Origin of the sequence: Kocuria tytonicola (assembly GCF_003687175.1) — a bacterium.
GTDB lineage: Bacteria > Actinomycetota > Actinomycetes > Actinomycetales > Micrococcaceae > Kocuria > Kocuria tytonicola.
On the sequence record NZ_RDEX01000001.1, the window covers coordinates 638,105 to 662,567 of the forward strand.

Here is a 24,463-nt window from a genome sequence, read left to right on the forward strand (position 1 = left end):
TGCTTAGCGCTGGACGCGGTCCTGGTTGAACCAGGCCGTGGTGGGCGCCTTGAACGCGGTGACGATCCAGAGGATGTCCACGATGATCTTGACGACCCCCAGGACGATGCCGGCGATGTAGATCCAGGGAGCGATCCCGGTGGTGCCGTCGAACAGGCCGTAGATGCCGGACAGGATGGCGATGGCGGCGAACACGGTGCCCAGGATGCGGGCCCAGTTCTGGCCCTTCTTCAGGCCGAAGTAGACCAGCAGGTACAGGCCGACCGAGATGATGAGACCGATGATGCCGGCCACCGTTCCCATGGTGCCCACCATCTGGGCCACGTCTGCGCCGCCGGCCTGCGAGGCGGCGGAGCCGCCCTGTTCGCGGAGCAGCGCGTCCGTGTCCGCGGTGAGGATGCCGATGATGCTGAGGATGGTGCTCACCACGGAGATCCCCAGGGAGATCAGCGTCAGCTTGAGCAGCCGGTCCACCGTGGAGGGGCGCTCCATGAGGCCGGTGTACTGCCCGGGGTTGTACTCGGCGGTGCCGTACTTCCCGCCGGCCTGACCGTACTGCTGACCGTAGGGCTGCCCGTTGGGGCCGCCCTGCGGCGCGCCGTTGACCGCGCCCTGGCCGTACGGCTGGGGCTGGCCGGGCTGCGTGGAACCGGACTGGCCGTACTGGCCGGGAACGCCGGACTGCGGGTTCTGGGGTTCGTTCTGGGTGGTGCTCATGGGGGGGTGTCCTTCCGTGTGGTGCGAGTGGGTGGTGCAGGTCGGGGGGTCTACTCGTATCGCAGGGCGGTGATGGGGTCCTGGCGTGCGGCACGCATCGCGGGGATGGTGCCGGCCAGGAAGGCGATGAACATGACCGAGAGGATGATCGCGGCAATGTTCACGGGGTTGAACAGGAACAGGCTCAGCCCGGGCAGGGAGGACAGCAGCCCGTTGGAGAGCACGCCGCTGAGGATGCTCCCGGCGGCCACGGCCACGGCCGCCCCGATGGCGGAGCCCAGGAAGCCGATGAAGATCGCCTCGAGCGAGAACAGGCCGAAGACCTTGCCCCCGCTCATGCCCAGCGCCTTCATGAGCCCGATCTCCCGGGTGCGCTCCTGCACGGACATCAGCAGCGTGTTCACGATGCCGAAGCCGGCCGCGAGCAGCGCGATGATTGCGAAGGAGTTGAGGATCCACACGATCCCGTTGATGACCGCGCGGAACATGCCCAGCTGGTCCTCCACGGTCCGGCCCTGCATGTGCTCGTCGGAGAGCTCGGACTTGATGGCGCCCACCTTGGAGATGTCGTCCACGGTGGCCGTGGCGGTGAAGTACGAGTTCGGGACCTTCCTGGGGCTGCCCGAGACCTGGTAGTCGTAGAGCTTCTTGTTCAGACCGGCCGAGGGGATGGGGTTGTCGGAGGGGCCCGCGAGGGACGCCTGGGACACGCCCGAGACCTTTGCGGTGAACGTCCTCTCCTGGTCCACCGCGTTGCCGATGGCGATCTTCACGGACTTGCCCACGGCATCCTGGTTCGATCCCAGGCCCAGTGGCTCCACCCAGGAGGCGGGGAGCAGGATTTCGTCCTTCGCGCGCTCGGGGGCCTCGCCGGACTCCAGCTGCAGCCCGTCCGCCTCCGGGGGAGAGCCCAGGCTCAGCTTGAACTTCTTGCCGCTGGCCGATTCCAGGTACTTGGGGGTCACCAGGTACATCGGATCCACGGAACCCACACCGTCGATCTTCTCGATCTTCTCGATGTCCGAGTCCGTGAGCCCGCTGACGGAGCCGAAGCCCAGCCGCACGTCGGCCTCGTCGGGGTTGTACTCGGTGGGCCCGTCACCCTCGTTCGAGCCGGGGGTGGACTGCTCCGAGACCTTCTGGACGAACAGCGCGTTGTCGTTGCCGAACGCGGCCACGGTCTTGTCGATGTAGTCGTTCACGCCCGTGCCGATCCCCGAGGTCAGGGTGAGCGTGAAGGCGCCGATGAAGATGGCGATCACGGTCAGGACGGTGCGCGCCTTGGACCGGAAGGTGTTGCCGATCGCCGTGCGCAGCAGATCAATGAATTTCACGCGGTGGCTCCTGGCTGGTCGGTGGTGCTGGGGGCGGCGTGGCGGCCCGCGCGCGGCGGCTCCTGGGCAGCGCGGGCGATCTCGGCGGCGTCGGCCTCGCTGAGCGTCACGATGGCGCCCGTGGTGGGCTCGGTGACCTGCAGCGGGCCGGTCGTCGAGCTCGCGGGCCGCGTCCCGGGCTGTCCACCGTGCTCGCCGCCGACGCCGCTCGTGGACTTCGGGAGGTTCGGCACCACTTCGCCGTCCACCAGGTAGATCTGGCGGCCGCAGCGCTGGGCGAGGTCCTCGTCGTGCGTGACGACCACCAGGGTGATGCCCTTGTCCCGGTTCAGGCCGAACAGGATGTCCTCCACCACCTTGGAGGTCGCGGAGTCCAGGTTGCCGGTGGGCTCGTCCGCGAAGATGACGGACGGGTTGTTGATCAGGGCGCGCGCGATCACCACGCGCTGCTTCTGCCCGCCCGAGAGGTCCGTGGCCTTGTTGTCCGCCTTGTCCGCCATCTCCAGCTGCTCGAGGGCCTCCAGCCCACGGCGCTTGCGCTCCGCGGCGGGGACGCCCGCGATCTTCAGCGGCAGCGTGACGTTCTCCAGCACGCTCTGGTTGGGGGTCAGGAAGAACTGCTGGAAGACGAAGCCGAACGCCGAGTTGCGCAGCTCGTTGAGCTCCTTGGCGCTGAGGTCACCGGTGGGCCTGCCCTCGAGAGCCACCACACCGTGGGTGGGCCCGTCCAGCAGCGCCAGCAGGTGCATGAGGGTGGACTTGCCGGAGCCGGACTTGCCCACCACGGCCACGGACTCGCCCTTGCCGATCTCCAGGTTGATCCCCTTCAGGGCGTCGAACCTGGTGTCTCCCCTGCCGTAGATCTTGACCAGATTCTCCGTTTCGAGAACCGGAGCAGCCATAAGAAGTGTCCCTTCGGGGGTCGGCGTGCATCGAAATTCATGGATTTTCGAGAGGTTTCCCCTCCGAGACTAGAGCACGGGCTCTCTGTACAGGGGGAGGATGACCGGGCCGTGACGACATCGTGACCCGCCACGGCGGGCGACCGCGCGCGGCCGGATCCGTGCGGCGTCGTGGCGGCGGTGGCGGGCGCGTGCGACTGCTAGATTCTGGGTATGCGAGTCACCGTCTTGGATCACCCCCTGGTAGCCCACAAGCTGAGCGTGCTGCGCGACAAGGACACCTCCTCACCCGTGTTCCGGCTGCTGGTGGAGGAGCTGGTCACACTGCTGGCCTACGAGGCCACGCGGGACGTCCGTGTGGAGCCGGTGACCATCCAGACCCCGGTGGCGCAGGCGCAGGGCATCGCCCTGACCCGTCCGCGCCCGCTCGTGGTGCCCATCCTGCGCGCGGGGCTCGGCATGCTCGAGGGCATGACCCGGCTGATCCCCACCGCGGAGGTCGGTTTCCTGGGCATGGCCCGTGACGACGCCACCCTGGACATCATCACCTACGCCGAGCGGCTGCCGGACGACCTCACGGGCCGCCAGGTGTACGTGCTCGATCCCATGCTGGCCACGGGCGGCACCCTGAGCGAGGCCATCAAGTTCCTGTACCGCCGCGGCGCGGAGCAGATCACGTGCGTGTGCCTGCTCGCCGCTCCCGAGGGCCTGGCGCGGCTCGAGAAAGAGCTCCAGGACAGCGAGGTCAATGTGGTGCTCGCCTCGGTGGACGAGCGCCTCGACGAGAACTCCTACATCGTGCCCGGGCTGGGGGACGCCGGGGACCGGCTCTACGGCGTGGTGGACTGAGGTCCACCCCTGCCCCACGGTCACGCCGGTCGGGCGAGCCGTGCACGGACACGGAGCATTGACAAGCGGCTCCCGGTGTGAATGATTCCGCCCGGGGTGGCCCGGGATGCTCACGGGCGGAAATTCGCGGTTTCCCGGTGCCATGTGCGTCGTGGTGGCGTCCACCTCCCGGGGCTCGGACCACATCTGGGCGGATCACCCTCGGGCCGTCTCAGCATGTGAGAAAAAAGCTCATATATTACTTGCCAGTCCTGCCTGGTTTCGCGGACCATGGGGGATAACACCGTTTTCCAGGGAATTCACGGGAACGGGGCTTCACGAGGCAGGGGTTGGCATGGCAGGCGCACCGGGTTACGTCCACATCTCGCAGCGGCACCGGCTGGCCGGAGCCCAGACCCCGGCGCGCGCGCGCGGGACGCACCGCACCACGGCAACTCCCGAGGAGCACCGTCATCTGCGTTCCGTCCCGGCGAACTACGCCCCGGAGCCTCCCGCGCCCGCCGAGCAGCAGCCCACCGAGGCTCGCGGGTTCGTGCTCTACGTGGGCGTGGACGAGCAGGCCGCGGCGGACCGCGGGATCAGCCTGGTGCAGCTGGTGCAGGACATCCGTCAGTTCATCCGCTCCACCGTCCCCGAGTCGGACTCCTACGCGGCCGTCGCCCTGGCCCCGGTGCACGCCGAGGGCACGGACCTCGAGGTGGTCCGCAGCGCCCTGGGTGACCCCACCTTCACGGATCCCGTGATCGAGCCCATTGCCCCGCTCCCCGCGTGCGGTGCGGGCAGCGGCATCGACCACCAGCGTGTGGGCGTGCTGATCGACCTCTCCCGCCGGGAGGTGTTCCTGGACGGGGACCTGCTGAACCTCACCCACCGCGAGTTCGAGCTGCTCAACTACCTGGTGGAGAACGGCACCCGCACGGTGGGGCGCACCGAGCTGCTCGAGAACCTCTGGGGGGATGCCGAGGAAGTGCCCTCCGAGCGCACCATCGACGTCCACGTGCGGCGGTTGCGCTCCAAACTGGGCCGACTGGCCAACACCGTTCGCACCGTCCGCGGTCAGGGCTACCGCTTCTACGACCACCCCGAAGTGGTCGTGTGGGCCGCCCCCGAGTACTCCATCTGACGCCCCGGTCCCCACGGACCGCAGCACGACGACGCCGGGTCCGGACCCGGCGTCGTCGTCATCCCTGCCGCGTGACAGACTGACGGGCATGCAGCGCCACGACCTCAAGCACCTGGTGATCATGCGTCACGGGGAGGCGGACTTCCCCCGCGGCGTGCCGGACCACGACCGCCCCCTGATGCCGCGCGGCGCTCGCGAGGCCGCGGCGGCGGGCGCGTGGCTGGCCGAGCACGCGGGCCCGGACATGATCCTGGTCTCCCCGGCACTGCGCACGCGGCAGACGGTCACGTGGGTGTGCAGCGAGCTGGGGGAGAAGGCCCCCACGCCGCAGCTGTGGGAGAGCCTCTACCACGGCACGGACGCGCAGCTCGTGGCCGCCGTGAACCACGTGCCGGAAACCGTGCGGACCCTGCTGGTGGTGGCCCACATGCCCGGCGTGGTGGACGCGGTCCTGCGGCTCGCGTCCCGGGACTCGGAGCCGGACGCCATGATGGACGCCGCGGGCGGGTTCCCCACCGCGGGCACCGCGGTGCTGGAGGTGCCGGGGGAGTGGGCGCTGCTCGACGGCGCCGACGCCCGCCTCACGCAGTTCTACGCCCCGCACGTGTGAGACGGTCGGGTGTGAGCCGGTCGGCTCAGTGCCTGGCCTCGCAGGCCACGCCGTCGCCGTCACCGTCCAGTCCCGGGCGGTAGCCCGGGGAGCCTGCGTGCAGGGGTGCCATGCCGGCGGCCCGGGCATCGGCGCAGCGGGCGAAGTACACATCTCCGCCGGCCGGAGCGGGAGGTGCCGCGGGTGCCGCGGGTGCGGCCGGTGCCGCAGGGGCCTGCGGAACGGCCGGGGGCGGCGGGACCGCGGAAGCCGCTGGCGCGGAGGCCTCCGGATCCTTCCCCGGCGCGGGAACGGGCTTCCCCTCCGGGATGCCGTGCTCCGGGCACGCCTGCAGCACGGTGGTCATGGCCCTCTTCTCCGCGTCCGTGACCCACAACTCGTAGCGCGCCTTCACGGCGACCTGCGTGGCCACGTACTCGCAGCGCTCCCCCGCGGCGGGCGGCAGCCACGTGGCGGCGTCCCCGTCCGACTTCTGGTTGTTGCTGGGCCCGTCCACCGCGAGCAGGTTCAGGGGGTCGTTCGCGAGCTCGGTGCGCCGGGCGGCGTCGAGCTGCTGGGCACCCTTCTGCCACGCGTCCGAGAGCGCGACCACGTGGTCGATCTGCACCTCGGCGCTCGTGTCCTGCCCGGAGACGAAGTCCACGGTCCCGCCCGTGTAGGCGCTCACGAGCGTTCCCGTGCTGACCCTGCAGCCGTGGGTCCCCGGTTTCACAGTGATCCCGGTGAGGTCCCGGCGCAGGACGTCGTTGCGGGTGTCGCAGCCGTTGTGGTCCGTGTCCGCCCAGCGGGGCCCGAACTCGTCCCGCGAGTAGCCGGTCTTGGGGGCCCGGCCCTTGACGGGCAGGGTGTCCAGCGCGGCCAGCGCGGTGCCCGGAGCGGCCTTCTCCGCGTCCCCGCCGGATGACGACGACGCCGCGCCGCCCGCGGACTCGCCGGCCGTGGACCCGGCGCGCGCGGACGGGGTCGGGGACGTGGAGGGGGTGGGCGGCGTCGTCGACCGCGGGGCAGTGCTGGAGACCGCGGCGGTGCCCGTGGGTGCGGGGGAGGTGGGAGCGGTGCACCCCGTGAGCGCGAGCGCGAGGGCCGCGGCGCCCAGGACGAGACGGCGGGCGGGGGACGTGCGGGAGGAAGGCAGGGGGACCTCGTTCCTGGGGGCGCCGGACGCGCGGGGCGCGGCGGTTAATGCGAGAACCCCGCATCCGGTGGATGCGGGGTTCCTCAGAGTGTGCGCCCGATAGGATTCGAACCTACAACCTTCTGATCCGTAGTCAGATGCTCTATCCGTTGAGCTACAGGCGCCCTCGTGCCGGGCCGAAGCCCGTGCAACGGGTAACAACTTACACCCGCGGGCCCCGGGCCACAAATCGCCGGACGGGGGCGCGGGGCCCGCGGTGGTGTAACTCTCCTCCGGGTGACGGCCGCCCGCGCTAGACTCCAGGCACACCAACGCGCGACCCCGGCGGGACCCGGCCACGGCGTGCTCCACAGGGACGTGGACGCACGGAACGAGCCGGCGGACCCGGGGTGGCGCGGCACGCACGACGGCCTCAACGAGGAGACATGTCAATGGCTGACAACAGCACTGCACGCACCGGGACCGCGGAGCTCACCCCCGAGGCTCGGCAGTCACTCGAGAATCCCCCCACGGACTACCGCGAGCTGGTGGACTGGGTGCGGGAGATCGCGGAGCTCGCGCAGCCGGAGCGCATCCACTGGGCGGACGGCTCCGAGGCCGAGTGGACGCAGCTGACCGACCAGATGGTCGAGGCGGGCACGCTCGTGCGTCTGTCCGAGGACAAGTTCCCCAACTCCTTCGCGGCGTTCTCCGACCCCGAGGACGTGGCGCGTGTGGAGGAGCGCACCTTCATCTGCACCAAGACCCAGAAGGGCGCGGGCCCCACCAACAACTGGGAGGACCCGCAGGTCATGAAGGAGACGCTCCACAAGCGCTTCGCCGGTGCCATGCGTGGGCGCACCATGTACGTGATCCCGTTCGTGATGGGTTCCCTGGACGCCCAGAAGCCCCAGTACGGCGTGGAGATCACCGACTCTCCCTACGTGGTGTGCTCCATGCGGATCATGGCCACCATCGGCACCCCCGTGCTGGAGAAGATGTCCCGGGACCAGGCGCCCTACGTGGAGTGCGTCCACTCCCTGGGTGCCCCGCTGCAGCCCGGTGAGGAGGACGTCCCCTGGCCGTGCAACCCGGCCAAGTACATCGTCCAGTTCCCCGAGGACCGTGCCATCTGGTCCTTCGGCTCCGGCTACGGCGGCAACGCCCTGCTGGGCAAGAAGTGCTACGCCCTGCGCATCGCCTCCGCGATCGCCCACGACGAGGGCTGGCTGGCCGAGCACATGCTCATCCTCAAGGTCACCGATCCCGAGGGCGACTCCCGCTTCATCGCCGCGGCGTTCCCGTCCGCGTGCGGCAAGACCAACTTCGCGATGCTCGAGCCCACGGTGCCCGGCTGGAAGGCCGAGATGGTCGGGGACGACATCGCCTGGATCCGCTTCGGCAAGGACCGCACCCCGCGCGTGGTCAACCCCGAGGCCGGCCTGTTCGGCGTGGCACCCGGCACCGGGTGGTCCACCAACCCCAACGCCATGCATGCGATCGCCCGCGGCAACACCATCTTCACCAACGTGGCGCTGACCGACGACGGCGGTGTGTGGTGGGAGGGCATGACCGACGAGGTCCCCGAGCACCTCACGGACTGGAAGGGCAACGGCTGGACCCCCGAGTCCGGGCGGCCCGCCGCTCACCCCAACTCCCGGTTCTGCACTCCCATCAAGCAGGTGGACATCCTGGCGGCCGAGTACGACGACCCCGAGGGCGTGCCGCTGTCCGCGATCATCTTCGGCGGACGCCGCAAGACCACCGTGCCCCTGGTCTCCGAGTCCTTCGGCTGGGAGCACGGCGTGTTCCAGGGCGCCACGCTGTCCTCCGAGACCACCGCCGCCGCCAAGGGCGCGGTGGGTGTGGTGCGCCGCGACCCCATGGCCATGCTCCCGTTCATCGGCTACAACGCCAACGACTACCTGGAGCACTGGCTGGACACGGGTGCGCGCATGGGCGAGGAGAACATGCCGCGGATCTACTACGTGAACTGGTTCCGTCGCACTCCGGACGGCGGGTTCGCGTGGCCCGGCTTCGGTGAGAACTCCCGCGTGGTCAAGTGGATCGTGGAGCGCCTCAAGGGCACCGCGGGTGGCCACGAGACCCCCGTGGGCATCCTCCCGGGCAAGGAGGACCTGGACCTCACCGGTCTGGAGATCTCCGACGAGGAGCTGGACGCCGCGCTGCGCGTGGACACCGACGAGTGGCTCGCGGAGCTGCCCGGCATCGACGAGTGGTTCGCCCGCCTGCGGGACGTCCCCGAGGTGATCCTGGAGCAGCGCGCCGGGCTCGAGGAACGCCTCAAGGGCAACTGACACCGGGCCGGGGACCGCACCACTGCGGTCCCCGGCACCCCTGGGGGATCACGCCGCGCGGCCACACCGGCCGCGCGGCGTCGTCGTGCTCCCCGGTGAGGGGCGTGCCGCGAGCGCGGGGCACGTGCTGAGGGTGCTGGGGGCGGACACCGCGGTCGTGGAGTGCGAGGCGGACGAGACGGCCTGCCCGCATTGGTCTCGTCCGGTCACGACGAGAGGAAGCCGCCATGCTGTCCGAGAAGTCCCGCCCGGTCATCGCCCAGACCCTGGGTGTCATCGCGGAACGGATCCCGCACATCACCCCGGAGTTCTACCGGCCGATGTTCGGGACCCGCCCGGACCTGCCGGACGGGATGTTCAGCCGGGCCGACCAGAGGAACGGCACCCAGCCGCAGGCCCTGGCCGGGTCCATCGCCGTGTTCGCCTCCCACCTGCTCGAGCACCCGGACTCCTACCCGGACGAGGTGCTCTCCCGTGTGGCGCACAAGCACGCCTCGCTGGGGCTGCTCCCCGAGGAGTACCCCACCGTCCACGAGCACCTGTTCAAGGCCGTCGCCGCGGACCTGGGGGACGCGGCCACCCCGGAGGTCGTGGCCGCGTGGGACGAGGTCTACTGGCTCATGATCCACTACGAGATCTCCGGCCCGGACCTGTGGATGCTGCACGACGAGACGCGCACCGCGGCCTGAGTCCCGAGCACGGACGACGACGCCGCGCGGCCCCCTGGAAACTGCCGAGGGCTGCGCGGCGTCGTCGTGGTGGCGCGGGGTGCGCTCGGGGGAGGATCAGCCCTGGCGCACGAGGCCCAGGACGGTGTCCCGGACGCTCTCCATGGCGGCGGTGTCCGGGGCCTCCACGTTGAGCCGCAGGAACGGCTCGGTGTTGGACGGGCGCAGGTTGAACCACCAGCCCTGCTCGGGGTGGGTGAACGTGGTGCCGTCCATGTCCTCCACCGTGACCGCGGGATCGGTCGCGGCGAAGTGCGAGCGCACGCGGTCCACGGCGGCGGCCTTGTCCTCGATCTCCGAGTTGATCTCGCCGGAGGCCGTGTAGGGGTCGTAGCGCTCCATGAGATCGCTCAGGGTGCCGTCCTGCTCGCCGAGCGCGGCCAGGACGTGCATGGCCGCGAGCATCCCGGTGTCCGCGTTGAAGAAGTCCTTGAAGTAGTAGTGCGCGGAGTGCTCCCCGCCGAACACCGCGCGCTCCGAGGCCATCACGGCCTTGATGAAGGAGTGGCCCACGCGAGTGCGCACGGGGCGACCGCCCTGCGCCTCGATCAGCTCCGGCACGGCCCGCGAGGTGATGAGGTTGTGGATCACCACGGGGTGCTCCTCGCCCGCGGCCTGGGCCCGGGCGATCTCCCGCTCCGCCACGATCGCGGCCACCGCGGACGGGGACACCGGCTCGCCGTCCTGGTCCACCACGAAGCAGCGGTCCGCGTCGCCGTCGAAGGCCAGGCCGATGTCCGCACCGTGCTCCCGCACCGCCTTCTGCAGGTCCACCAGGTTGGCGGGCTCCAGCGGGTTGGCCGGGTGGTTGGGGAACGTGCCGTCCAGCTCGAAGTACAGGGGCACGATGTCCAGGGGCAGGGGGTCCAGCAGGGCGTTGCCCAGCACGGCGGGCGTGGTCAGCCCCGCCATGCCGTTGCCCGCGTCCACCACGACCTTCAGGGGGCGGATCTGCCGCAGGTCCACCAGCGAGCGCAGGTAGTGGGCGTAGTCGCCCAGCACGTCCCGGCGCGAGATCTGACCGCGGTGCTCGGCGGCGGGGATCTCCCCGGCGTCCAGGAAGCCCTGGGCGGTGTCCCGGATCTCGTAGAGCCCGGTGTCCGAGGACACGGGGACCGCTCCCGCCTTCGCCATCTTGATGCCGTTGTACTGTGCCGGGTTGTGGCTCGCCGTGAACGTGGCGCCCGCGCAGCCCAGGGTGCCGCACGCGAAGTACAGCTCGTCCGTGGAGATGCTGCCGATCACCGTGACGTCCGCGCCGCGCCGCGTGGCGCCGTCCGCGAAGGCCTCGATGAACTCCGGGGAGGACGGGCGCATGTCCCCGCCCACCACCACGCTGGACCCGGCCAGGCCCAGGACGTCCACGAACGCGGCGCCGGTGGCCCGCACGCTCTCGGCGGTGATGCTCTCGCCCACGATGCCGCGGACGTCGTAAGCCTTGAATGATGAGGAAAGGTCTGTGGTCACGGTTGCCGATTCTACGGGAGCCCCCTGGGCCGGATCCGGTGCGCCCCGGGATTCGTGGGGCGCTGTGGTTACATGTGTGCCATGGCCGAGTTCCTGAGGATGAGCAACCCGATCCAGCACTACGCCTGGGGGTCCCGCTCGGTGCTCGCCGGTCTCCAGGGCCGTCCCTGCCCCACGGAGCGGCCGGAGGCCGAGCTGTGGATGGGCGCCCACGCGAGCGCGCCCTCCCGCGTGGAGCTCGACGGACGCCAGTGCGGCCTGGACGAGGTGGCGCCGCACCTGCCGTTCCTGCTCAAGATCCTGGCCATCGAGGCGCCGCTGTCCATCCAGGTCCACCCCACCTCCGACCAGGCCCGCGAGGGGTTCGCGCGGGAGAACGCCGCGGGCACCGCCCCGGACGCGCCCCACCGCAACTACAAGGACGAGCACGCCAAGCCCGAGACCGTGGTGGCCCTCACGGACATGTGGCTGCTCGCCGGGCAGCGGGACCGGGAGGCGCTCGCAGTACTCGCCGCGGAGCTGGACCTGCCGTGGCTGGCCCGCGCGGCGGCGTCGCCGAGCCCCCTGCGCCACGCCCTGGAGCTCTCCGACGACGACGCCGCGGCCGCCGTGCGCGCGTGCGCCACCGCCGCGGGCCCGTCCTCACAAGAGGGGACCGTGTCGCTGACCCCCGGCCTGGAGCCGGCGGAGCTCACCCGCCGCCTGATCCGGCTGCTGGGCCACCACTACCCGCAGGACCGGGGACTGCTCGTGGCGGTGTGCATGAACGTGGTGCACCTGGCGCCGGGGCAGGCGCTGTTCACCCCCGCCCAGCAGGTCCACGCGTACCTCAGTGGCACGGCGGTGGAGGTCATGGGCTGCTCGGACAACGTGCTGCGGGCGGGGCTCACCTCCAAGCACGTGGACGTCCCGGAGCTGCTCGCCGTGATGGCGCAGGAGCAGCAGCCCGTGACCCTGCTGGAGACCCTCCCCACCCCGGACGGTGCCGTGCGGTACCCGCTGTGGGACCCCGCGATCAGCCTGGTGCGGGCCACGGTGGCCCCCGGCAGACCACTCGTGCGGGAGACCGCGGGGACGTGCATGCTGCTGGTCACGGAGGGGAGCGTCACGGCCCGCGCCGGGTGCTCCGGGCGGGGCGGGGCGGCCGAGTGCACGGCGTCGTCGGGGGAGTCGCTCGTGTGCCTGGACGGGCCCAGCACGGTGACGGTGGAGGGAACCGGGCAGGTGTTCCTGGTGGAGGCGGTGACTCCGCGACGTCCGTAGCAGTCGCATCTCACCCTTTGGGTTGTCGCGCAATGTCCGCCGAAAGCGTTGAATGGCCAGGCCCCCGATCGACGACCTTGAAAATGGAGTGAAGATGGACCGGCGGATCGAACGCACCCGCGCCGCAGTGGTGGAGGCCGCGGTGACCCTGGTGTCCAGCCGCGGTTCGCAGGTGGGGATGACCGAGATCGCCGATGCCGCCGGTGTCAGCCGCAAGGCCGTCTACGAGAACTTCGGCTCTCGGGACCAGGTGCTGCGCAGCGCCACGGAGTCGCTCCTGGCGCGCGTCCCCCGCCGGTCACCGGCCCCCGACGGGCACCACCCGACCCCGTGGGACGTGGTGCTGCTGCCCATCGCGGAGCACATCGAGGCGTTTCGGGACTACTACCGCTCGGTGCTCTCCGGGCCCGGGTGCTTCACGGTGCGGGACGCGGTGGTGGAGCACGCCGTCACGGGACTGCGGAACGCGCGCGCCCAGCACGGCCCCTCAGTCGATCCCGAGGCCGGTGCGTGCGACCGTTTCATCGTGCACGGCCTGGTGGGAGTCGTGGCGGACACCCTCGTGCAGCACCGGGAGGCGAACCTGCGGGAGTTCGTGTCCTCCCTGACCGCGGGTCTGGCGGGGACCACTCCTTCCCACTGAGCGGGGCACTCTCCGAGGCGGTCCCTCCGGTGTCTGTCCGGAATAATCGGGCGGCGGGGTGTGCTGTACAGGGCCCGGGGACATCCGCTGTTCCCGCCAGACCCGTTCCGAGAGGGAGGACTCGCAATGTCCGAGATCACGATCATCGGCGGCCACGGCAAGGTGGCCCTGCAGCTGAACCGGCTGCTCTCCGAGCAGGGTGAGACGGTGCGCGCCGTGATCCGCAAGCAGGAGCAGAGCCGCGACATCGAGGACACCGGCGCCACCCCCGTGGTCGCAGACGTCCAGGACATGGACGTGGCCGCCCTGACCGAGCTCTTCCGCGGGCAGGACACCGTCGTGTGGTCCGCCGGAGCCGGTGGGGGCTCCCCCGAGCGCACCTACGCGGTGGACCGTGATGCCGCCATCCGCTCCATGGACGCCGCCGAGGCCGCGGGGGTCCGTCGGTACGTCATGGTGTCCTACATGGGCGCCGGGCAGGACCACGGCGTCCCCGAGGACAACGACTTCTACGCCTACGCGCAGTCCAAGGCGGACGCGGACGACCACCTGCGTGAGTCGTCCCTGGACTGGACCATCCTGGGTCCGGGCGTGCTCACGGACGAGGACCCCTCGGGCTCCATCACCCTGGGCAGGGCCGGTGAGGACGACAACCGCAACACGTCCCGCGGCAACGTGGCCCTCGTGGCCGCCCGCGTCCTGACCCACGGGCAGGGGACCAGCGGGAAGTTCATCGAGTTCGCGGACGGGGACACCCCGGTCGCGGACGCCGTCGACTCCCTGGCCTGAGCCCCTGCGGGCCCGGCGGTCCGCCCTCCGGAGCAGTGCTCAACGGAGGACGGCTCGCCCGCCCCGTGACGTGCATCCGCCCGAGCACTCCGTTCGAACGTTCCGCTCGAACACTCCGCGCGGCACCGCCCGGTGCGCCCCGCACCCTCGAGGTGTGGTGCGCACCGGGTGATCTCCTATGCTGAGGGGCATGGAGATGCCAGCCAACCACCCGCGTGCCGCAGCGGGCCGTGAACCGGAGAACCTGGACCTCAACGAGGTCATCGCCCTGGCGGCGGTGGTGCACGGCACGGTGCAGGGCGTGGGCTTCCGGTACTGGTGCTGGCGCCAGGCGGAGAAGCTGGGGCTCACCGGAACCGCCACCAACAACGACGACGGCACCGTGTCCGTGGTGGCCGAGGGGCCCCGCTGGGCCGTGGGGGACCTCCTGAAGGCGCTGATCTCCCGGGACACCCCGGGCGCGGTGATCACCGTGGACGAGCACTTTGGTCCGGCCACGGGACAGTACACCGACTTCACCACCCACTGAGACCTCCCGTTCGGGCAAGGGCGGGACGCGGAGGCTCGACGCAGGGCCTCGGGACGGCGCGCCGGGTCCGCGAGCGGCGTCGTGGGCCCCCTGCGGACCGGGGCGCGGCGCAGCTGTGAGCCCTCGGCGTACGCCGAGGTGCCCCGTGCGCAATCCCGGGGGTGCTGTGCCATAGTGAGTCCGATGTCCTCGGCGCCCCCGCCGAGCACCCCCTATCCCTTTTCGAGGAGTGGCACCGATGGGTCTGAACCCCCTGAACAAGGCATTCGACGAGAACGGCAAGCCGTCCCCCGGCATCAACAAGTTCCTGGACCACGCCCTGCGCATCCAGCGGCCGTGGGTGGTCAAGATGATCAAGCACATGCGCCGTCAGCACCCGGACGAGACCCCCGCCCAGCTGGCCAAGCGGGCGCAGAAGGTCTACGTGCGCTCGGTGACCGCCGGCGGCGGTGCGGTGGGTGCCACGGCGGCGGTGCCCGGCATCGGCACCATTGCCTCGCTCGGTCTCTCGTCCGTGGCGGTGGCCGGCTACCTGGAGGCCACGGCCCTCTACGCGCAGGCCGTGGCGGAGCTGCACGGCGTGGAGCCGCAGGACGAGGAGCAGAACCGCACCATGATCATGGCGCTCATGCTGGGCGAGGACGGCCAGGCGCTGATGGGCCAGTTGCTCTCCAGCTCCTCGGCGAGCAAGAGCCTCTCCAGCAAGTGGGGGCTCATGCTGGGCAGGTCCTCCGGGAACTCCAAGCACTTCGACGTGGGGCGCACCGTCCGCAACATGTTCGTCAAGCGCTTCCTGGCCCGCCAGTCCGGGGCCATGCTCGGCCGTGCCCTGCCGTTCGGGCTCGGAGCCGTGGTGGGCGGCGGCGCCAATCTGGCCATGGCCCGGCAGGTCATCAAGTCCGCGCAGGAAGCCTTCGGCGAGTACCCCGCCGACTTCCCCGCCACCCTGGACACCGGTGAGCGCGCCGAGAAGTTCCCGGGGGGCGCCTCGGCCACGCAGGAGAAGGCCGTGGAGTCCGGCAAGGACCGCCGGAAGAAGTAGGCTCCGCGCACGCGCGAGGTGAGGTCGGGGGCGTCCCGGGTGCTGGGCACCGCGGGGCGCCCCGACCTCGTCCGTGCTCTGCCCGCAGCACCCGTTCACCCACCCGTCACCGGGCGTGCACGGGCCGGACAGCCGATGCTCCACGGTGCGACGTTCCTGATTCCTAGCCTGGCCGCGTGGCTGCCCCGTTCGAGAGTCCTCCCGCCCGTCCCCTGGTCTACGCGCACCGTGGCTCCTCGCGGCGCTACCCGGAACTCACCCGGGCCGCCTTCGTGCAGGCGCTCGCCGACGGCGCGGACGGTGTGGAGTGCGACGTCCACCTCACGAGCGACGGCCACCTGGTGCTGCACCACGATGCCCGGCTGGGCCGCACCTCGAACGGCAGCGGGCCCGTGGCCCAGCACACCCTCGCCCAGCTGCGCCGCCTGGACGTGACCAGCTGGAAGGGGGTGCGCATTCCGCCGTCCCACGGCGCCGCCCACGAGCAGCTGATGACCCTGGACGAACTCCTGGACCTGCTGCTCGCCGCGGACCGCCCGGTGGGGCTTGCCGTGGAGACCAAGCACCCCAGCCCGTACGGCCAGGGGCTGGAGGAAGCGGTGCTCGCGCTCCTCATGCGCCGCGGCTGGAATCCGGAGACCGGCTGGCTGGGGACCGTGCTGGTGTCCGTCATGAGCTTCCACCCCGATGCCGTGCGCCACCTCCTGGACTACGTCTCACCGCGGCACGTGTGCCAGCTGGTGTCCGGCACGAGCCTGTCCACGGTGCGCGCAGGGCTCGGGGTGGGGGCGGTCACTGCGGCGCTGTGCCGGGCCGGTGTGCGCCTGGTGGTGCCCCCGGCGGTTCCCCTCATCTCCCGCGGGGAGGTGGAGATCGCCGGGCCGGGCATCCGCTACGTCCGCGAGAACCCGTGGCAGGTGGAGCAGTGGCGACGCAACGGCTCCGTGCTGCGGGTGTGGACCGTGGACACGTTCGCGGACACCCACGTGTGCCTGGCCCTGGGCGTGCAGCAGATCACCACGAACGTTCCGGCACTCGTGCGACGCTGGACAGCTCCGGACCGGGCGCCAGCAGGAGGGAATCAGCCGCGGATTCCCCAGGTGGTCGGCGCGGCCTGACGGCGCGGTGCGGCAACGTGGTGCGGCAACGCGATCCCGCTGCGCGGTCCGAGGGCACGGCCTCGCGGCCCGACCTTTCGGCGCACTCTGGGGGCGACCCGACGGGTGCGCCCCGGCGGGGCGGTTCAGAGCCCGTAGGCGTCCACGAGCTGCTCGGCGAGTCCCGTGTAGTCACCGGGGGTCAGGGCGCCGAGACGTTGTGCGGTCTCCTCGGAGAGCCCCAGCGATCCGATGAACTTCCGCATGCGCTGCGCGTCCACCCGGTGCCCGCGCGTGAGCTCCTTGAGCCGCTCGTAGGGGTTGTCCATGCCCTCGCGGCCCGCGACGGCCTCGGCCCGCATGGCGGTCTGGACGGCTTCGCCCAGCACCTCCCAGTTGCCGTCGAGGTCCTCGGCGAGGACCGCTTCTGCGACGTCCAGGCGCTCGAGGCCCTTCACCACGTTGGAGATCGCCAGCAGGGAGTGCCCCAGGGCCACACCGATGTTGCGCTGCGAGGAGGAGTCCGTGAGGTCCCGCTGCCAGCGGGAGGTCACCAGCGTGGCAGCCAGGGTGTCCAGCAGGGAGCAGGAGATCTCGGCGTTCGCCTCGGCGTTCTCGAAGCGGATGGGATTCACCTTGTGCGGCATGGTGGAGGAGCCGGTGGCACCCTCCACGGGGATCTGCTGGAAGTAGCCGATGGAGATGTAGGACCACACGTCCGTGCAGAGGTTGTGCAGGATCCGGTTGAACCGCGCCACATCCGCGTAGAGCTCCGCCTGCCAGTCGTGGGACTCGATCTGGGTGGTGAGCGGGTTCCAGGTGAGGCCCAGCCCGGTCACGAAGGAGCGGGAGACCTCGGGCCAGTCGGTGTCCGGGGCCGCTGCCGTGTGCGCCGCGAACGTGCCGGTGGCGCCGTTGAGCTTGCCCAGGTACTCGGTGCCCTCGATACGCCGCACCTGGCGGTCCAACCTGTGCGCGAAGACCGCGAGCTCCTTGCCCAGGGTGGTGGGGGTGGCCGGCTGCCCGTGCGTGTGGGACAGCATGGGGGTGGCCTTCGCCTCCCGGGCCATGGCCGAGACCGCGTCCACGAGACCGCGTGCGGCGGGAAGCCACACGCGCTCCACCGCATCCTTGATCCCCAGGGCGTAGGAGAGGTTGTTGACGTCCTCGGACGTGCACGCGAAGTGCACCAGCGGGGTGAGCCGTTCCAGCCCCAGCTCCGGGAGACGGCGGTCGAGGAAGTACTCCACGGCCTTGACGTCGTGCACCGTGACCGCCTCGAGCTCGGCGAGCTCCGCCACCGAGTCCGTGTCGAAGGTCTCCACGACGGCGCGCAGACCGCGCTCCTGCTCCGCCGTGAGCGGCTCCAGACCGGGCAGTGCCCGCTCCCGGCACAGGTGGATGAACCACTCGACCTCCACGTGCACCCGTTCCCGGTTGAGCGCCGCCTCCGAGAGGTGGTCCACCAGAGCGGCGGTCTGCGGTCGGTAGCGCCCGTCCAGGGGGCCCAGCGCGATGGCGGGGCTCTGCTGGCCCAGGGCCACTCGTCCGGACGGGAGGGTCTGCGCGGCGTTCGACATGGTCCCCATTCTTCCACGGGCCCGGTTCCCGGTGCCGCGGCGAGCGCACTGCACCCCCGCCCGTCCGAGCCCCCTGTGGGCGGTCCGTCCACCGGGCGCCCACCGGGTCCCCGGGTCCGCGGTGGAGCGGCCTAGCGTGATCGCCGAGCGCCCGGGGCGGTTCCCGTGGCGCGGGAAGGACCCCGTCATGCCGTTCGCCGCCACCGCTGCACTGCCCGGTGCCAACCCCTGGGCGGTCTCGTTCCTCGTCCAGGAGCACCTCGTCGGGCTCGCCCACCGCTACGACGACGTCGCGGAGCGGCTCTCCGGGCTCGCCTCCCGGTGCTCGGATCCCGCCGTGGGCTGCACCCCCTGGACCGGTCCCGGTGCCCGTGCGTTCCGTGCGCGCCTGGAACGTCACGAGTCGGACCTCAGGGAGGACGTCGAGCGGTGCCGGGACACGGCCCAGAGCATCCGGTGGGCGGCCGGCGCGCTCGGGGAGCGCATCGCCGCGGTGGAATCCGTGGCTGAACTGGGCGGGCCGTTGCTGGGCGTCCTCGGGGCGGTCCTGGGGCCTGTGGGCATCCTCCAGGGTGTCGTGGCGCCCGGCGGCGGTACCAGTGCAAATGCTCCGGTTCCGACGGGCCCGGCGCCGTCCGGTGCCGCGGGTCCGCCGGGTGGGCCGTCGGCCCTCGGGGCACCCGGGCCGGGCGCCGCGTCGCGCGGTTCTGCGGGCCGCCTGCCCTCGGGAGCGACGCCGTGACCGCGGTGCCCCACCGGGACGTGGTTCCGGGGCCCGCCCCGGACATGGACCACGGGATCACGGAGGTGCACGGCAGGGCGGAGGACCTGCAGTCCGAGCTGTTCGGGACCGGGCGGCGTCCCGTGGCCGAGGGGTACACCTCGGCGGAGCAGGTCTCCGCCGCGGTGGAGGGTGCCCGTACGAGCATCCAGGTCCACGGCGGCGGAGCGGGTGCCGTGGCCGTGGACACCGCGGATCTGCACACCACCACGGCGGACGTGGGCCGGATCGCGGCGGACCTGGGCGAGGTGCTGCTCGGCCTGACCCCGCTCACGGCCGAGCTCGAGCTGTGGGCGCTCACCGGCCAGTCCCTCCTGGGGGAGGCCGCGGCCGGTGCCGAGTTCCTCGCGGGGGACCTCGTGGGGCGGATCGCGCACATGGGGGTCACCGTGGCCCGCCTCGCGCTCGCGGCACAGCGCTACGAGGCGACGGAGCACGCCGTCCTGGGCATGTTCTCCGCGGCGCAGCTGAACTCCCCGTGGCACGGCTCCGCCGCCACCCTGGTGCAGGAGGTCGCCCGCACCGCGGAGGCACTGGACGTCGCCCTGACCCGTGCGGACATCACGTCCCCGGCCGACTTCGCCTCCAAGGTCCGGTTCTCGAACCTGGGCGTGGTCGTCACGGGCGGTGGACCGGGCGGCACGGATGCCGTGATCCGGGGCCCGGGCCTGGACGACGTGCTGGACACGGTGCTCCAGGCGCCCCTCTCTGCACCCGAGGACGCACCCGGTGCCGGTGGTGGTGGGCCGGCACCGGGTGGCGCGGCGTCGTCGTCGAACGGGGGCGTGGGGGAGGGTCCCCAGACCCTGGGGCAGTACCTGCGGGGCTGGGCGGTGGACACGCTGCGGGGGTACCACGAACAGGGGGCACCCCCGGAGATGGACACCGCGCTCGCGGCCTCCGTGACCGCGGCGCTGGTGAGTGCCTCGCCGCTGCCCGCGTACTTCCGGCCGTACGCCACGGGCAGGCTGCTGCCCGCAGCGGCACGCGTGGAGCGGGACCTCCGGGCCGCGCTCCGGTCGAAGCTCGAGCCGCACGCACTGCACCCCGCCCGACGTGAGGTGTTCACGGGCCTCACCCCGGGCAACGCGACCGCCCACCACCTGACGGGGCCGGGGCAGCGGCCTCTGCCCCGGGGAGTGGACTGCGCCGGCGCCGTCCCCACCACGGTCGCCGGCACGGCGGCGGTCCTGAAGGACGCGAAGAACATCGTCTCCGGCGCGGGCCCGGACGGGAAGGACGTGGAGAACAGCACGGTCATGGTGCAGAAGGCCACGGGCGGGGACGCGCGCACCGCGTACTCCGTGGTGCTGACCGGCACGGAGCGGTGGCACGACAGTCCGGGCGTGCACGACGTCCAGGGCATCGGCGACGGGATGACGGCACCGGCCACGGCCGCGCTCACCGAGCTGCCCCAGGCCCAGCGCATGGCGGTGCAGGCCCTGCAGGACGCGGGCATCCGCCCCGGGGACACCGTGGTGCTCACGGGCCACAGCCTCGGCGGGATCGACGCCGCCGGGCTCGCCGCGAACCACGCGTTCCGCGAGCTCTACGACGTCCAGGCGGTGACCACGTTCGGGGCACCCGTGGGGGACTTCGCCATCCCGGACTCCACCTCCGTGATGGCCGTGGAGCACGTGGACGACGCCGTGCCGCCGCTGGACGGGGTGCCCAACCCGGATGCCGCGCACCGCTCCACCGTGCGCGTGGACACGCCCTTTCCCGAGGCCCCTGACCCGTGGGACAGCCGACTCGGGACGGCGGCCCACGAGATGTACCTCTACACGCTCGGAGCCCAGGGGATCACCGCGGCGGATCACCCGGTGGTGCAGGCCCACGAGCAGAGGCTCGCGGCGGCGGTGCCCCACGGCCCGGGAACGCGGACCGAGACCTACGTGTGCGAGGGGCTCGAGGAGGACCGGCAGCCTGCCGTGGCCCCCGGGGACGGCTAGGTGCGTGTCTGTCACTCCGCGGAGCCGGGCCCGCCGTGGAACCCGCCCGTGAGGCCCGGCCGTGGCCGCCGGGAGCCCCGCTGCACCGGCGCGCTCCGCGGGTGGGCGCCCCCGCGGTGGTTCGCCGGAGCACGCGCCGCGCTCGACCACGGTGCCTGCCGGGCGCCGCTGCGCGGTGCTCACGGAAGGGCCCTGGCGCTAGCATGACAGCCATGAACACCCCCACGCCCACCCCTGGCCCGTCGTCGTCGCAGCGCGAGGTCAGGCGCGTGACGCCCCGTGCCGCGCTCGCTGCGCTCCCCGCATACGCAGCGGGCAAACCGGCTTCCGAGATCCCCGGGCTGGTGGCCTACAAACTGGCCTCCAACGAGAACCCCTTCGGTGCGGTCCCCGCCGTCAGGGAGGCCGTGGCAGCCTTCGACGACTACAACCGCTACCCGGACCCCGCGGCCACCGTCCTGCGGGAGTCCCTGTCCGGCTACCTGGGAGTTCCCGCCGAAGACATCGTGGCGGGCGCCGGCAGCCTCGGCGCCCTCAACCAGCTCCTCGCGGCCTTTGCGGGCACCGGTGAGGACGGGCGGCCGGACGAGGTGGTCTACGCGTGGCGCTCGTTCGAGGCCTACCCCATCTCGGTGGGTCTGGCCGGTGCCCTCAGCGTGCAGGTGCCCAACCTCCCGGACGGTTCCCACGACCTCGACGCCATGGCGGACGCGATCACGGACCGCACCCGCGTGGTTCTGCTGTGCACACCCAACAACCCCACCGGTCCGAGCCTGCGCGACGACGCCGTGCGCGAGTTCCTGGAGCGCGTCCCCTCGGACGTGGTGGTCGTGGTGGACGAGGCCTACTGGGAGTTCCAGCGCAGCGAGGGTCTGGCGGACGGGATCGCCCTCTACCGGGAGCACCCCAACGTGGTCTCGCTGCGCACGTTCTCCAAGGCGCACGGCCTGGCGGGACTGCGCGTGGGCTACACCGTGGCCCAGCAGGACGTCACCCGGTACCTGCGGCAGAGCGCTCCCGCCTTCGCCGTCACGGAGCTCGCGCAGCGCGCGGCGGAGGCCTCCGTGGAGAACATCGAGCAGGTCGAGGAACGGGTGCAGCTCGTGGTGGACGAGCGGGAGCGCGTGCTGGCGGGGCTGGCGGAACTGGGATGGCAACACCCCCGGACCGAGGCGAACTTCGTGTGGCTTCCCCTCGGGGACCACAGTGCGGACTTCGCCCGACTATGCGATGAACACGCTCTGTCTGTGAGGTGCTTCACTTCTCAGGGGGTGCGTGTTAGTTTCGGGGAACCCGAGGCGAACTCCCGATTCCTGGAACTCTGCGCAGCCTTCCCGCACCCCAGCACCATGCCGACACCCCGGCACACCTGAGGTGGTGGAGCGCACCGAGAACCTCGCGTTCGCAATGCTCGTCACGACTGGGGCGATCCTCCAGCCGTGAAGACAGTGGAAGGACCTGAACCCACCATGGAATCACGCAGCCACGCAGGCGTCGTGGAAAGCACACTCCCCAAGCACCAGCTGCTGGACGAGCGGGGGGCCGTCACCGAGGACGACCTCCTGAGCCCGTACACGCAGGACATCACCGTCGACGACCTCCAGCACCTCTACCGCTCCATGACCAAGGCGCGGCGGGTGGACGAGGAGGGCACGTCGCTCCAGCGCCAGGGCCAGCTCGTGCTATGGGTGCCCCTCAAGGGCCAGGAGGCCGCGCAGATCGGCTCCACGTGGCCCACGCGGCCCACCGACAGGCTCTACCCCTCCTACCGTGAGCACGCCGTGGCCTTCGAGCGCGGTGTGGAGCCGTCCGAGCTCATGCGCTACTTCCGTGGCCACACCGCGGGCGGCTGGGACCCGGAGAAGCACAACCTGAACCTCTACACCGTGGTGCTCGGTTCCCAGGCCCCCCACGCGGTGGGCTATGCCATGGGCACCGCCCTGGACCGCAAGGCCGCCGAGGACGCCGGCACCCCGCTGGAGACGGAGCTGGAGGCCGTCGTCGCGTACTTCGGGGACGGCGCCAGCACCGAGGGCGAGGTCCACGAGTCCATGGTGTTCGCGGCGTCCTACGACGCCCCCGTGCTGTTCTTCATCCAGAACAACCAGTGGGCCATCTCCGTGCCCTTTGCCACGCAGTCCCGCGTCCCCCTCGCCACGCGCGCGGCGGGCTACGGCTTCGAGGGGCTGCGGGTGGACGGCAACGACATCCTGGCCGTGGTGGCCGCCACCCGGTATGCGCTCGCGAAGATCCGCCGAGGGGAGGGCCCGGTGCTCATCGAGGCGGAGACCTACCGCATGGGCGCGCACACCACCGCGGACGACCCCACCAAGTACCGCAAGCGCGAGGAGGAGGACCAGTGGGGTCTGCTGGACCCCATCGAGCGCCTCAAGGAGCACCTGCGCACCGCGCACGGTGTGGCGGACTCCTTCTTCGAGACCGTCGCCCAGGAGAACGACGATCTCGCGCGCCGCATGCGCGCGGACCTCCTGGCCATGACCCCGCCCGAGTTCGTGGACCGCTTCGAACACGTCTACGCCGAGCCCCACGCCCTCGTGGCGGCGGAGCGCGCCGAGTACCTCGAGTACCAGGCCGGTTTCGAGGACGCGTCCGACGTGCACGGCACCGCAGCGGAAGGGGTGGGCGCGTGAGCAGGCTGACCATTGCCAAGGCCATCACCGCGGGGCTCGCACGAGCGATGGACGAGGACCCGAAGGTCATGCTCATGGGGGAGGACATCGGCTCCCTCGGCGGCGTGTACCGCGTCACGGAGGGGCTCAAGGCCCGGTTCGGGGCCCACCGCGTCCTCGACAGCCCGCTCGGAGAGGCGGGGATCGTGGGCACCGCGGTCGGTCTCGCCCAGCGCGGCTACCGGCCCGTGTGCGAAATCCAGTTCGACGGCTTCGTGTTCCCGGCGTTCAACCAGATCACCACCCAGGTGGCCAAGCTCCACGCCCGCTCCGAGGGCCGCATGAAGATGCCCATGACCATCCGCATCCCCTACGGCGGTGTCATCGGTTCAGTGGAGCACCACTCGGAGTCCCCCGAGGCGCTGTTCGCGCACACCGCCGGGCTGCGCATCATCACCCCCTCGAACGCGAACGACGCCTACTGGATGGAGCAGCAGGCCATTGCGTGTGACGACCCCGTCATCATCTTCGAGCCCAAGCGCCGCTACTGGCTCAAGGGTGAGGTGGACGAGAGTGCACCTCCCGGGGACCCGTTCTCGGCGTCCGTGATCCGGGAGGGGCGGGACGCGACGATCGTGGCCTGGGGTCCTCTGGTACCGGTGGCGCTCGCCGCGGCCAACGCCGCGGCGGAGGACGGCCGCAGCGTGGAGGTCGTGGACCTGCGCAGCATCTCGCCCATCGACATCGACACGATCACGGCATCGGTGCGCAAGACGGGCCGCCTGGTGATCGCCCACGAAGCTCCCACGTTCGGGGGCATCGGCGGGGAGATCGCCGCGCGCGTCACCGAGCAGGCGTTCTACTCGCTCGAGGCACCCGTCCTGCGCGTGGGCGCGTTCCACCTGCCGTACCCGCCGGCCGCGGTGGAGGAGCACTACGTGCCCGACCTCGACCGGGTGCTCGACGCGCTCGACCGCACTTTCGCCTACTAGAGC

21 protein-coding genes, 1 tRNA gene and 1 pseudogene are annotated in these 24,463 nt (G+C 71.4%); 16 read left to right on the forward strand and 7 right to left on the reverse strand.

Features of this window, described 5'->3' with window-relative positions; genetic code table 11:
* Nucleotides 1-3 precede the first annotated feature (3 nt).
* Genes EAE32_RS02860 through EAE32_RS02870 form a run of 3 tightly spaced genes read right to left on the reverse strand, consistent with a single transcriptional unit; the run spans nt 4 to nt 2,953 of the window.
* Entirely contained in the window at nt 4-717 is a 714-nt protein-coding gene (locus EAE32_RS02860; protein ID WP_121864121.1) for a hypothetical protein, read from the reverse strand.
* Nucleotides 718-767: 50 nt separating this feature from the next.
* Nucleotides 768-2,051, reverse strand: coding sequence for an ABC transporter permease (locus EAE32_RS02865; RefSeq protein WP_121864122.1), 1,284 nt, complete (start codon nt 2,049-2,051; stop codon nt 768-770).
* Nucleotides 2,048-2,953 carry an ABC transporter ATP-binding protein gene (locus EAE32_RS02870; RefSeq protein ID WP_121864123.1) on the reverse strand — a complete coding sequence of 302 codons (906 nt, stop codon included), beginning with the start codon at nt 2,951-2,953 and terminating at the stop codon, nt 2,048-2,050. The genes EAE32_RS02865 and EAE32_RS02870 overlap by 4 nt, the downstream gene beginning before the upstream one ends.
* A 213-nt stretch (nt 2,954-3,166) precedes the next feature.
* Here EAE32_RS02870 and upp point away from each other — a divergent pair, with 213 nt between their 5' ends.
* The 3 genes from upp (at nt 3,167) to EAE32_RS02885 (ending at nt 5,535) form a co-directional block, all read left to right on the forward strand.
* The gene (upp, locus tag EAE32_RS02875; RefSeq protein ID WP_121845664.1) at nt 3,167-3,802 is read left to right on the forward strand and encodes a uracil phosphoribosyltransferase; all 636 of its coding nucleotides are present in this window, start codon (nt 3,167-3,169) and stop codon (nt 3,800-3,802) included.
* Nucleotides 3,803-4,136: 334 nt separating this feature from the next.
* Nucleotides 4,137-4,925 carry a winged helix-turn-helix domain-containing protein gene (locus tag EAE32_RS02880; protein WP_121845663.1) on the forward strand — a complete coding sequence of 263 codons (789 nt, stop codon included), beginning with the start codon at nt 4,137-4,139 and terminating at the stop codon, nt 4,923-4,925.
* Between the two features lie 88 nt (nt 4,926-5,013).
* Nucleotides 5,014-5,535, forward strand: a complete 522-nt coding sequence (locus EAE32_RS02885) for a SixA phosphatase family protein (protein ID WP_121864124.1) — start codon at nt 5,014-5,016, stop codon at nt 5,533-5,535.
* Nucleotides 5,536-5,560: 25 nt separating this feature from the next.
* Here the strand turns inward: EAE32_RS02885 and EAE32_RS11940 are convergent, their stop codons facing one another.
* Together EAE32_RS11940 and EAE32_RS02900 are read right to left on the reverse strand one after the other, a co-directional pair.
* Nucleotides 5,561-6,757, reverse strand: a complete 1,197-nt coding sequence (locus EAE32_RS11940) for a GmrSD restriction endonuclease domain-containing protein (protein WP_341537802.1) — start codon at nt 6,755-6,757, stop codon at nt 5,561-5,563.
* Nucleotides 6,758-6,761: 4 nt separating this feature from the next.
* Nucleotides 6,762-6,834: transfer RNA gene (locus EAE32_RS02900), tRNA-Arg, on the reverse strand.
* Nucleotides 6,835-7,101: 267 nt separating this feature from the next.
* Here EAE32_RS02900 and EAE32_RS02905 point away from each other — a divergent pair.
* Nucleotides 7,102-8,967, forward strand: coding sequence for a phosphoenolpyruvate carboxykinase (GTP) (locus EAE32_RS02905; RefSeq protein WP_121864127.1), 1,866 nt, complete (start codon nt 7,102-7,104; stop codon nt 8,965-8,967).
* 227 nt (nt 8,968-9,194) lie between these two features.
* Nucleotides 9,195-9,590 (forward strand): annotated as a pseudogene (locus EAE32_RS02915) (globin domain-containing protein); the annotation flags it as partial.
* A 162-nt stretch (nt 9,591-9,752) separates the two neighbouring features.
* On the opposite strand, the gene EAE32_RS02920 reads toward EAE32_RS02915, so the two are convergent.
* A complete protein-coding gene (locus EAE32_RS02920; protein WP_121846317.1) occupies nt 9,753-11,162 on the reverse strand; it encodes a phosphomannomutase/phosphoglucomutase in 1,410 nt (469 codons plus the stop codon).
* Nucleotides 11,163-11,243: 81 nt separating this feature from the next.
* On the opposite strand from EAE32_RS02920, the gene manA reads away from it, so the two are divergent.
* The 6 genes from manA (at nt 11,244) to EAE32_RS02950 (ending at nt 16,546) form a co-directional block, all read left to right on the forward strand.
* Nucleotides 11,244-12,425, forward strand: coding sequence for a mannose-6-phosphate isomerase, class I (gene manA / locus EAE32_RS02925; protein ID WP_240625173.1), 1,182 nt, complete (start codon nt 11,244-11,246; stop codon nt 12,423-12,425).
* A gap of 94 nt (nt 12,426-12,519) precedes the next feature.
* On the forward strand, nt 12,520-13,068 hold the full coding sequence (locus EAE32_RS02930) for a TetR/AcrR family transcriptional regulator (protein WP_121846323.1): 549 nt from the start codon (nt 12,520-12,522) through the stop codon (nt 13,066-13,068).
* A 126-nt stretch (nt 13,069-13,194) separates the two neighbouring features.
* Nucleotides 13,195-13,857 carry an SDR family oxidoreductase gene (locus EAE32_RS02935; RefSeq protein ID WP_121864128.1) on the forward strand — a complete coding sequence of 221 codons (663 nt, stop codon included), beginning with the start codon at nt 13,195-13,197 and terminating at the stop codon, nt 13,855-13,857.
* Between the two features lie 190 nt (nt 13,858-14,047).
* Nucleotides 14,048-14,386, forward strand: a complete 339-nt coding sequence (locus tag EAE32_RS02940; protein WP_121846324.1) for an acylphosphatase — start codon at nt 14,048-14,050, stop codon at nt 14,384-14,386.
* 238 nt (nt 14,387-14,624) lie between these two features.
* Nucleotides 14,625-15,428, forward strand: a complete 804-nt coding sequence (locus EAE32_RS02945; RefSeq protein WP_121846320.1) for a di- and tripeptidase — start codon at nt 14,625-14,627, stop codon at nt 15,426-15,428.
* Between the two features lie 176 nt (nt 15,429-15,604).
* Entirely contained in the window at nt 15,605-16,546 is a 942-nt protein-coding gene (locus EAE32_RS02950) for a glycerophosphodiester phosphodiesterase (RefSeq protein ID WP_121864129.1), read from the forward strand.
* A gap of 125 nt (nt 16,547-16,671) precedes the next feature.
* Here EAE32_RS02950 and purB read toward each other — a convergent pair whose 3' ends face one another.
* Nucleotides 16,672-18,114, reverse strand: coding sequence for an adenylosuccinate lyase (purB, locus tag EAE32_RS02955; RefSeq protein ID WP_121846322.1), 1,443 nt, complete (start codon nt 18,112-18,114; stop codon nt 16,672-16,674).
* 127 nt (nt 18,115-18,241) lie between these two features.
* On the opposite strand from purB, the gene EAE32_RS11865 reads away from it, so the two are divergent.
* The 5 genes from EAE32_RS11865 (at nt 18,242) to EAE32_RS02980 (ending at nt 24,460) form a co-directional block, all read left to right on the forward strand.
* The gene (locus EAE32_RS11865; RefSeq protein ID WP_206059883.1) at nt 18,242-18,847 is read left to right on the forward strand and encodes a hypothetical protein; all 606 of its coding nucleotides are present in this window, start codon (nt 18,242-18,244) and stop codon (nt 18,845-18,847) included.
* Nucleotides 18,844-20,838, forward strand: coding sequence for an alpha/beta hydrolase family protein (locus EAE32_RS02965; RefSeq protein ID WP_121864130.1), 1,995 nt, complete (start codon nt 18,844-18,846; stop codon nt 20,836-20,838). Before EAE32_RS11865 ends, EAE32_RS02965 begins: the two co-directional genes overlap by 4 nt.
* Nucleotides 20,839-21,050: 212 nt before the next feature.
* Nucleotides 21,051-22,211, forward strand: coding sequence for a histidinol-phosphate transaminase (locus EAE32_RS02970; RefSeq protein WP_121846689.1), 1,161 nt, complete (start codon nt 21,051-21,053; stop codon nt 22,209-22,211).
* Nucleotides 22,212-22,307: 96 nt separating this feature from the next.
* Nucleotides 22,308-23,489 carry a thiamine pyrophosphate-dependent enzyme gene (locus EAE32_RS02975; protein ID WP_243635550.1) on the forward strand — a complete coding sequence of 394 codons (1,182 nt, stop codon included), beginning with the start codon at nt 22,308-22,310 and terminating at the stop codon, nt 23,487-23,489.
* Nucleotides 23,486-24,460 (forward strand): alpha-ketoacid dehydrogenase subunit beta, encoded by a 975-nt coding sequence (locus EAE32_RS02980; RefSeq protein WP_121846691.1) that lies wholly within the window; start codon nt 23,486-23,488, stop codon nt 24,458-24,460. The genes EAE32_RS02975 and EAE32_RS02980 overlap by 4 nt, the downstream gene beginning before the upstream one ends.
* Nucleotides 24,461-24,463: the final 3 nt, after the last annotated feature.